General features: G+C 71.6%; 7 protein-coding genes, 1 tRNA gene and 1 pseudogene. 5 read left to right on the forward strand and 4 right to left on the reverse strand.

Annotated features, from left to right (window positions below; translation table 11 throughout):
* Window positions 1-480: 480 nt before the first annotated feature.
* Window positions 481-2,337, forward strand: coding sequence for a hypothetical protein (locus GTW08_RS15410; protein WP_161152107.1), 1,857 nt, complete (start codon window positions 481-483; stop codon window positions 2,335-2,337).
* A 74-nt stretch (window positions 2,338-2,411) separates the two neighbouring features.
* On the opposite strand, the gene GTW08_RS15415 is transcribed toward GTW08_RS15410, so the two are convergent.
* Together GTW08_RS15415 and GTW08_RS15420 are read right to left on the reverse strand one after the other, a co-directional pair.
* Entirely contained in the window at window positions 2,412-3,926 is a 1,515-nt protein-coding gene (locus tag GTW08_RS15415; protein ID WP_346009916.1) for a tyrosine-type recombinase/integrase, read from the reverse strand.
* Between the two features lie 154 nt (window positions 3,927-4,080).
* A tRNA-Arg gene (locus tag GTW08_RS15420) sits at window positions 4,081-4,153 on the reverse strand.
* 340 nt (window positions 4,154-4,493) lie between these two features.
* On the opposite strand from GTW08_RS15420, the gene GTW08_RS15425 reads away from it, so the two are divergent.
* Window positions 4,494-5,822: an MFS transporter gene (locus GTW08_RS15425; RefSeq protein WP_073577578.1), complete on the forward strand. Its 1,329-nt coding sequence runs from the start codon at window positions 4,494-4,496 to the stop codon at window positions 5,820-5,822.
* 4 nt (window positions 5,823-5,826) lie between these two features.
* Here the strand turns inward: GTW08_RS15425 and GTW08_RS15430 are convergent, their stop codons facing one another.
* Window positions 5,827-6,396: a TetR/AcrR family transcriptional regulator gene (locus tag GTW08_RS15430; RefSeq protein ID WP_073577579.1), complete on the reverse strand. Its 570-nt coding sequence runs from the start codon at window positions 6,394-6,396 to the stop codon at window positions 5,827-5,829.
* 115 nt (window positions 6,397-6,511) lie between these two features.
* On the opposite strand from GTW08_RS15430, the gene GTW08_RS15435 reads away from it, so the two are divergent.
* Entirely contained in the window at window positions 6,512-7,759 is a 1,248-nt protein-coding gene (locus GTW08_RS15435) for a YbfB/YjiJ family MFS transporter (RefSeq protein ID WP_073577580.1), read from the forward strand.
* Here GTW08_RS15435 and GTW08_RS15440 read toward each other — a convergent pair.
* The gene (locus GTW08_RS15440; protein WP_157818460.1) at window positions 7,728-7,874 is read right to left on the reverse strand and encodes a hypothetical protein; all 147 of its coding nucleotides are present in this window, start codon (window positions 7,872-7,874) and stop codon (window positions 7,728-7,730) included. The genes GTW08_RS15435 and GTW08_RS15440 overlap by 32 nt on opposite strands.
* Window positions 7,875-8,162: 288 nt before the next feature.
* Here GTW08_RS15440 and GTW08_RS15445 point away from each other — a divergent pair, with 288 nt between their 5' ends.
* Together GTW08_RS15445 and GTW08_RS15450 are read left to right on the forward strand one after the other, a co-directional pair.
* On the forward strand, window positions 8,163-8,561 hold the full coding sequence (locus GTW08_RS15445) for a 6-pyruvoyl trahydropterin synthase family protein (RefSeq protein ID WP_073577581.1): 399 nt from the start codon (window positions 8,163-8,165) through the stop codon (window positions 8,559-8,561).
* Window positions 8,558-9,019, forward strand: a pseudogene (locus GTW08_RS15450) (glycosyltransferase family 1 protein); the annotation flags it as partial. The gene GTW08_RS15445 and the pseudogene GTW08_RS15450, both read left to right, overlap by 4 nt.

Consider the following 9,019-nt stretch of genomic DNA (forward strand, 5'->3'; position numbering starts at 1 on the left):
CCGACTCCTGCACGTCGCCGCCCGCCTCACCCGCGGACAACGCCGACTATGGCTACGCATCCAGCGTTCCTGGCCCTGGGCCCGCGACCTCGCCGCCGCGTTCACCCGGCTCGCGACACTGCCCATCCCGGCTGGTTGACCTTCCACCCCGACACGACGAGCGGCGGGAGCCACCGGCAGAACAGCAGGCCGGCCCGTTCGCCATGCCCGCCCACCCGAACTGACCCAGCGAAGATCAATCTGCTCGATCACAAGATCAACCGACAGCTCCGTGAATCACCGGGGCTAGACCGGCGCGCCGTTGTTGATCGCCGTGCGGATGCCGTGGAGATGCACTACACGCCTGACCCGGGACAAGGATGTCGTGCACTGTGGAGCCGACGGCCCCGACAGTTGCGGATGGCCGGCGATGGTGATCGAACCCCGAGCGGATCGCATGTAGCGCTCCGGAGGTCGGTCGCGGCGACCTGCCATCATCGGATGGTGCCCATCCGCCGTCCCCCGCGGCCGGGGGAGACCATTACCGGTCTCCCGCCCGGCGTCGACGGTGCGTTCCTGACCGTCGGGACCGAGGGGGCACGGTACGAACCGGGCGAGGCCGTACCGCGCCTCGGCGTCACCTACGGGATCCGCTCGAGTGGGCTTGTCGTCCCGATGGAATACCTCCGCTCGCCCGCTCCTATTGACTCCATCGCGACCTACCTGACCGGGGCGCAGGTCTTCGGCCAGCCGATTCCGCCTGGGCTCGTCGTCATGCACCTTCGTCGTTTGGAGCTGACCGAGGTCCTGGGAGCCTGTTCCCGCCTTCTCCGTCTGGTCGATCGTGGCTCCTCGCCCGAGCAGGTCGACGGCGCGCTCGAGGACGCCTTCCAGCCGCAGGCCTGGAGGCGGATCCGCAGTCTCACCGCCGGAGGCGAACGAAGGCTAGTCGCTCCGCACGTACTGCTTGTTCTGCTGAAACACGCGGCCCGTTTCAGCGGGGACTGTCGGCTGTCAGGAGTGGCGAGCGGGAACGTCGTGGCCGCGATGCTCGGGACTGCCGACGACCTTGAACTGCTCGGCGGGTCCGACCTTGATGCGGTCATCGGCACCGGTCCGCCTGGGGTGATCGAGCGGGAGATCGTGGCCACCCACCACTTTCATAGCGAGATGGACATCCGGCACACGATGGCTAAGTTCGTCCGGCGGTGGAAGCAGTTCCCGGCCGAGCTCGCGAGCGACCCGCGTGTGGTGGACCTGGAGGCGACGTTCGAGCAATCCGTCGGGGTCTCAGTCGACGAGTTCGTGGCCGTTGGTATGGCCCTGTACGCCGCGAGCTTGATGAGACAGCCGGTGATCCGACGAGACCATCTGACGGGACTGCGTCTCCGGAACGGTGCCGCGGAGCGGGTGCTGGGCCTCGTAATGCGCGGCACCGCCGAGCTCCGAGTCTGGGCCCGGAGCATCAACGCTGCTCCGACGTGGGAGTTCAGCCACCTCGAGCGGTTCCCCGTCGTCGACTGCGGCGATCACATGGTCGTCGTCCGGCCCCGCCTGGTTCTGCAGCGGTTCTTCGGGTGGCTCCCGTTCTTTGATGTCGCGGACGGGCTCGGAGCTGATCGGGCTGCGAGGAAGCGGGCGGACGCCGTCCGCTCCTGCCTCGGGCATCTCGGGGAGGTGTACGTGCGCGAGACGCTGCAGCAGCAGAGTCGTCGTCACGGTCTTCGGGTGTTCGACGAGGAGCAGATCCGCCATGCTCTCAACCCGACGGGCGGCCAGCGGACATGTGACCTGACCGTCGACGACGGTCGCCGGTGGGCGTTATTCGAGGTGACATCCTCCCAGCTGAATCGGGAGACTGTGGCCGGAACCTCGGCGGAGCGCTTGGAAGACGTTCTGAGCAAGCTCATCGGGAAGGTCGAGCAGCTCAATCAGACGATCGATGCCCTGCAACATCGCGAGTCCGGCCTGACCGGACGTCCAATCGGTGGCTCCCGTCGCTACTTCCCTGTTCTCGTGCTGACTGAAGGGTTCCCGGTCAACCCGATCACTCTGACCGCGCTCCGCCAGCGGGCTCATGAGGCCCAGCTCCTACAAGGCGATGATGTGGCCGAGCTCGAGGTGGTGGACGGCGTCGAACTCGAGGTCCTGGAGGGGACGGACTTCGGCGAGCCGACTGTGCTCGATGCGCTGGACCTAAAGCAGCACGCGGGTCTTCGCCGGTCCAATATGCGCGACTTCCTGATGCGTGAGCGCCAGGTGCGCAGCACGACACCGGACCGTGTGGCCCGGCTGGCCGGCATCGCGTTCGACATCGCGCTGGACGCGACCCAGCCGCCGAACGACTCGGTCGGATAGTTCGGGAGCGCGTTCACACAACTGGTCACGAAACGGACTTCGCTGCCGGACCAAGCGCAGATGTAGACGGACGCCTACCGTCGTGTCGACCGGCCGCTCTGACGAAGAGCTGGCCGGCGTTCGCGGCTCTCCGGGACACGAAGCTCATGGACGACCCGGGCTCGTCGCCCGCGGCCGACTTCGACGAGTCCGGCCTCTCGCAGCAGGGCAACGGCCCGGTTCGCCGTACCTGCAGAGACGTCGTAGCGCTCCCGCAGCTCGATCACAGTCGGGAGTACGTCCCCGGGCCGGAGAGCCCCGCAGACGATCGCGCCTCGAAGATCGGCGGCGATCTGCTGGTACGGGCTCCCCGCCGCGTCGGCCGGCCCAGTATCGGCTGGAGAGGGTGTTGCCTTGCTGTCTGGTTGGAGGCTCGACGGGAGCATGGGCATCCGGACGCCGGTCTTCATCGCCCGCTGGTCTGCCTCGGCGACCCACGCCGTGTACGCCCTCAGCGTGGTGGAACCGCCCCCTCCGTGGCCAAGCCGTCCGGCGACCGTCCGGACGTCGACGCCTGACGTGATGAGCTCCGTCGCCGAGTAGTGCCGGAGCTGATGCAGGTGCATGTCCCAGCCGAGCCTCGCGCACATGCGGACGTAGCGGTTCGAGACCGACGATGGCCGGCGCCAGGTGGTTCCGTCCACCGCGTCCGAGAAGACGCGAGCATCGGTGGTCAGCGAGATCCCCAGGGCTGCTGCGTCGGCCTCGCACTGCGCCCGATAGGCACGTATGAGGGCGACGGTGTCGGCGTCGAGCGCGATCCGCCGCTGCTGGTGGGTCTTGGTGCCCTTCTCCCACGTCTTCGTGTTGTGTTGTGCGATGCTGGTCCGGAGCGTGGCGACGGCCCGATCGAGGTCGACCCGGTCCCAGCGCAATGCGCACAGCTCGCCCCGCCGCGCGCCGGTCGTCATGGCGAGCCACAGGAACGTCCCCCACCACGCTTCGTCGAACGCGGCGTTGAGGATCGTCGCGGCCTGATCCGATGTCGGCGGGTCCGGCTCGCTGCGGGCGCCACGCGGCGGCTCGGCCTGGTCGAGCGGGTTCACAGTGATCCAGCGCCACCGGACGGCACGACCGAGCGCGCCGCTGAGGCAGTAGTGCACCTTCCGGATCGACGACGTCGCGAGCGGCTTGCACACGTGTGGCCGGCACTTCCCGGTGCACTCGTGTGGGCCGTCCACAGCGTGCTGCACGACTCTACGGCCGTCGCAGTGCTCTCGGCACCGGCGGAGAATCGCCTGGTAGCTGTCGAGGGTCTCCCCGTCGAGCCGTGCGACCGGGAGATGGCCGAGCAGTGGGCGGATGTGGCATCGGATCGTCTGTTCGTAGCGCTGCCAGGTCGTCTCCTCGACGTCGAGGAGCTCCAGGTAGCGGTCCATGAGCTGGCTGACCGTCGCCTTCGTGCGCGGGTTGCGCTGCTCGTCGACCTGGTGGACGAACCGAGTGCGGACCTTCTCGGCCTCCGCCGCGGCCTTGGGCCCGGCGGGGACAGTCTCCACGAGGTAGTTCCGTTTGCCGCTCAGCGCGTCTATGCCGGCGTACACGCGCACGCGCAGCGACCCGCTCGGGAGCGTCTGGATCTCTCCACGCTGCCGCTGTCGTGCGCCTCGAGGTCGCGCCATGGTGCGAGCGTAGCGGCAACTCGCGCCACGTATGGCTCCACGCGATTCGGTCGGAGGATCGTCGTTGTGCCTCTGACCTGCGTGCCCCCGGCAGGATTCGAACCTGCGGCACCCGCTTTAGGAGAGCGGTGCTCTATCCCCTGAGCTACGAGGGCCTGAGGGGAGCCTACCCGGACGCCTCCCCGCCGGACCGCCGGTGCCGCCCGCCGCGCCGCGGAACGGCGGATCCGCCGTTCCGCACGGAATCCGGGAATCGTCGCCGTGACGTCGCCCACTACGACACCGGAAGGCTTCTGCGAGTGCACGGCGACAGCGACCTCCTCGCAGCCGGAACGGTGCCACGGGCCGCGTTGACCTGCGGATTCGTGGAACGGGGACGATGCCGCCGCCACCTCGCAGTTCACGCCGGCAGGCTGCTGCTCCCGTCTGGCAACTGATCCGTTGGGGCGATCGGGAAATCGTTCTACGGTCCCCGCAGTCGACAGGGGAGGGCCAGTGCGATCGCTGTTCCGGAACACGCGGTTCCGCCGTCTGTTCACGGCCCAGGTCGTCGCCCTGGCCGGGACCGGTCTCACGACGGTCGCGCTCGGGCTGCTCGCCTACGACCTGGCCGGCGAGCGGGCCGCGCTCGTCCTCGGCTCGGCGCTGACGATCAAGATGGTGGCCTATGTCGTCGTCGGGCCGGTCGTCGGCGCGGTCGCCGACCGGGTCCCGCGACGGATGCTGATGGTCGGTGCGGACGCCGTCCGCGCGACGGTCGTGCTCGTCCTGCCCTGGGTGACCGGGATCTGGCAGGTGTTCGTCCTGGTCGCGGTGCTCCAGGTCGCCTCGGCGACGTTCACCCCCGTGTTCCAGTCGGTCGTCCCCGACGTCGTGCCCGACGAGCGGGACTACGCCGGGGCGCTGTCGGCCTCGCAGCTCGCGAGCAGCGCGGAGACGGTGCTGAGCCCGCTGCTGGCCGCGGCGGCCGTCGCGGTGATGAGCTACTCGACGCTGTTCGTCGGCACCTGTGCCGGGTTCGTGTTCTCCGCGGTCCTCGTGGCGTCGACGGCCGTCCCGCCGGTCGCGGGCCGCGCGCAGGGCGGCTTCGCGACCCGGCTGCTGCTCGGGGTCCGGCTGTTCCGGGCGGTCCCGCAGCTGCGGGGGCTGCTGGCGCTGGACGCCGTCGTCGCCGCGGTGGGGGTGGTGTCGCTGGTGACGACGGTGAACGTCGTCCGCGACCTCCTCGGGGGCACCGAAGCCGATGTCGGGCTGCTGCTCGCGGTGTCCGGCGCGGGGACGGCCGTGGCGGCGCTGGCCTCCCCGTGGGCCGCCCGGCGGCTTCCGGTCCGGACGGTGATGCTGGCCGGCGCGGCGGTCTCCTGCCTGGCGGCCGGCGCGACCCTGCTGCTGGCGGCCGCACCGTCGTGGACGACCGCGGCACTCGCGTGGGCGCTGGTCGGCTTCGGCCCGGGGTGGATCATGGTCAACACCGGTCGCCTGCTGCGCACCTCGGCCGGGCCCGGTCAGCGGCCGGCCCTGTTCAGCGCGCAGTTCTCGCTCTCGCACGCCTGCTGGCTGGTCACCTACCCGCTCACCGGCTGGCTGGCGGTCTCGGCCGGCTGGACGGTCACCTGGTCGGTCCTCGCCGCGCTCGCCGTCGTCGCGCTCGGGGTGGCGGTCACGGTCTGGCCGACGGCCGGCGCCGACCTCGTGCGGCACCGCCACGACCACGACGCCGACCACGCCCATGTCGTCACCGCCAGCCCGTCGGTGCACGGGTGGACCCACGCGCACCGGCTCGTCGTCGACGACCAGCACCCGCACGGACCCGTCCCGGTGTGACCGTTCAGGGCGCCGGGAGCAGTCCGTCGGCGACCTCCCGGGCCGCGCGGATCGGCCCCGTCCCGCGCTCGACCACCGCCATCGCAGCAGCCCCCTCCAGAAGGATCATCAGGGCCCCGGCGAGCGCCGGGGCCGGCTCGGCCGTCCCCAGCCGCTCGACCTGGGCCTGCAGGTAGCTGCGCAACGCGGTCTTGTGGTGCCGGACGACCTCGCGGGCCGGGTGGTCGAGGCGCGGCAGCTCGGAGGCCGCGTTGAGGAACGCGCAGCCGCGGAAGCCCTCCCGGGACTGCCAGGTCTCGTAGGCGTCGAACACGGCGAGGATCCGGTCCCGCGGCGACGCGTGGTCGGCGGTGATCCGGTCGATGTCGGACTGCCACCGGCGGTCGCGGTCCCGCAGGTAGGCGACGACGAGCCGGTCCTTCGAGCCGAAGTTCGTGTACAGGGCCGTCTTGGTGACGCCCGCCTCGGCGGCGACGGTGTCCACCCCGACCGCGTTGATGCCGTCCCGGTAGAAGAGCCGGGACGCGGCGTCGAGCACCTTCGCCCCGGCGTCGCCGCGCCGTGTGCGTGCCATACATCCTCCTGTACCAAACCGAACGGTCTGTTCTGTTGACCGACTTTAGCAGCAGAAACAACACCGTCAATCGGCGCGAGTTGCAAAAAAACATACCGGTCTGTTCACTAGCGGCATGACGGCGACCTGTGAACGGCCCGGACCTGCACCCGCCACCGACCGGCCCTGGTGGACCACCGCGCTGCTCGGCGCCGGGGTGATCGCGCTCTGCTACGGCGTCGCCCGCTACGCCTACGGACTGTTCGTGCCTCGATTCACCGAGACGTTCGGCCTGACCCCGGCCGCGGTCGGCGTGCTCGGCGGGCTCTCCACGGCCGGCTACGTCCTCGGGCTGCTCGCCGCTCCGGCGCTGTCGGCGCGGTCGGCGCGCGGCGCCACGATCGCGGCCGCCGTCTCCGCGACGGTGGGGCTGCTGCTCATGGCCCTCGCACCCGGCGTGGTGGTGTTCGGTGCCGCGATCGTGGTGGCGGGGGCCGGGGCCGGCATCGCGACGCCCGGGGTGGCGCAGCTCGTCGTCGAGACGGTCGGTGCGGCCGCGCGCACCCGGGCACAGGCCTGGGCGAACACCGGCACCGGGGCGGGGCTCGCGCTGACCGCGTTCACGCCGCTGCTGCCGGGGGACTGGCGGGCCGTCTGGCTCGGGTTCGGTCTGGTCGCGGTCGTCGTCACTGCTGCCGCCGCGTGGTCGCTGCCGCGGGGGGTCCCCGAGGCGGCGCCCGCGCAGCGCGGGCACGACCGGGTGCTGCCGCTGCTGGCCGTCGCCGGGCTGCTGGGGCTGGTCAGCGCGCCGTACTGGACCTTCTCGACCGCGCGGCTCGACGAGCTCGGCGCCGGGCCGGTCGTCGGCACCGTCGCCTGGTGTGCGATCGGTGTGGTCGGTGTGGTCGGCGGCGCGGTGGGACGGGCGGCGCAGCGGTACGGGCTGCGAACGGTCGGGCTCGTCGTCTGGACCCTGTTCTCGGCCGGGATCGCCCTGCTCGCCCTGCCGGAGCCGGGCCTGGCCGGTGCGGTCGTCTCGGCGGGCCTGTTCGGTGCCGGCTACATCGGGCTGACCGGGCTGTGCATCCTGTGGGCCGCACACATCCTCCCGGGCGCTCCCGCACGCGCGGTCACGTGGGCGTGCCTCGCCCTGGGCGTCGGCCAGACGGTGGGCTCACCGCTCGCCGGGGGGCTGGCCGGCCGGATCGGGACGGCGGGGACGTTCGCCGTCGCCGCCGCGCTGGGGCTGCTGGCCTGGGCTCAGCTGCACCCGCGGCTGGCGCCGCCGGACGCGGACCGGTCCTGGACGACGGCGTCCCCCGGCGCGGACGTGCCGCACCGGGGGACGGGCGTCAGCGACGGGCCGGGGCGCGGCCGTGCGTGACGGCGCTCCAGGTGTCGATGCCCACCCAGATCGCGCGGAGCACGTTCCCGGTGCGCCGGCCGGCGTCCCGCAGGGTCTCGGACCAGGACGGCATCGGGGTCTCGTGGGTGGTCATCGGCTACCTCCTCGTAGTGGTCGACTCGGACGCTGCTGTGTCCGCATCGCGCCACGAGAGTAGCCCTTGAGACACAGTTGCCTCAAAGGTGACGATGGTGTGTCACGCCTCATCCGCTCGGAGCAGCACCGGTGACAGGTCGCAGCAGCCGGGCGCATACGCGTGACCAGCGCGGGCCACCCCGTGACGCGGCTCGGTCGCCGCGTCGCCCGCATGGTGGTTTCATGAACATTGCCCGCTTTTGATCTGGACATCCGGTTCAGGGGGCGCCGCACGCAGGAGGACCGATTGTTCAGCATCACCGTCCGGGACCACGTCATGGTGGCGCACAGCCTGCGCGGCGAGGTCTTCGGACCGGCGCAGCAGCGACACGGCGCGACCTTCCTCGTCGACGCCACCTTCCGGCGCCCTGAGCTGGACCCGGACGGGATCGTTGTCGACATCGGGCTGGCCACCGCGCAGCTCGCGGAGACGCTCGCCGACCTCAACCACCGCGACCTCGACGACCACCCCGAGTTCGCGGGCGTCAACACGACCACCGAGTTCCTGGCCCGGGCGATCGCGGACCGGCTCGCCGACCGCATCGGCGCGGGGAAGCTCGGCGGCAACGCCGGCGGGCTGACCGGCGTGACGGTGACGCTGCACGAGTCGCACGTCGCGTGGGCGAGCTACGAGCGGGACCTGTGACGGCTCCCGCACCGCCCCGCACCACGGGGCGTGCGGTGCACGTCGTCGTCCCCGCCGGGATCGACGACCCGCGTTCGCCGAGCGGCGGGAACCGCTACGACCGCGGTGTCTGCGCCGCGTTCGACCGCCCCGTGCGGGAGATCGCCGTCGTGGGCGGCTGGCCGGACCCGGACCGGGCCGCCCTCGAGCGGCTCGACGCGGCGCTCACGGGCGTCCCGGACGGCGGGTCGGTGCTGCTCGACGGGCTCGTCGCCTGCGCCGCGCCGGGGGTCCTGGCCCGTCACACCGGCCGGGTACGCGTGGTCGTCCTGGTGCACCTGCCGCTGGGCGACGAGCACGGGCTCGCCGCGGCGGTCGTCGCGGACCGCCGGGCCCGGGAGCGCGCGGCGCTGCACGCGGCAGCCGCCGTCGTCACCACCAGCCGATGGACGGCACGGCGGGTGGTCCGTCTGCACCAA

Source organism: Pseudonocardia sp. SID8383, from assembly GCF_009864975.1.
Lineage (GTDB): Bacteria > Actinomycetota > Actinomycetes > Mycobacteriales > Pseudonocardiaceae > Pseudonocardia > Pseudonocardia alni.

Bases quoted from the DNA above. Each gene is read 5' to 3' on its own strand.
- GTW08_RS15410 (WP_161152107.1), top strand. From the start codon at position 481: ATGGTGCCCATCCGCCGTCCCCCGCGGCCGGGGGAGACCATTACCGGT.
- GTW08_RS15430 (WP_073577579.1), bottom strand. From the start codon at position 6,396: ATGGCACGCACACGGCGCGGCGACGCCGGGGCGAAGGTGCTCGACGCC.
- GTW08_RS15435 (WP_073577580.1), top strand. From the start codon at position 6,512: ATGACGGCGACCTGTGAACGGCCCGGACCTGCACCCGCCACCGACCGG.
- GTW08_RS15440 (WP_157818460.1), bottom strand. From the start codon at position 7,874: ATGACCACCCACGAGACCCCGATGCCGTCCTGGTCCGAGACCCTGCGG.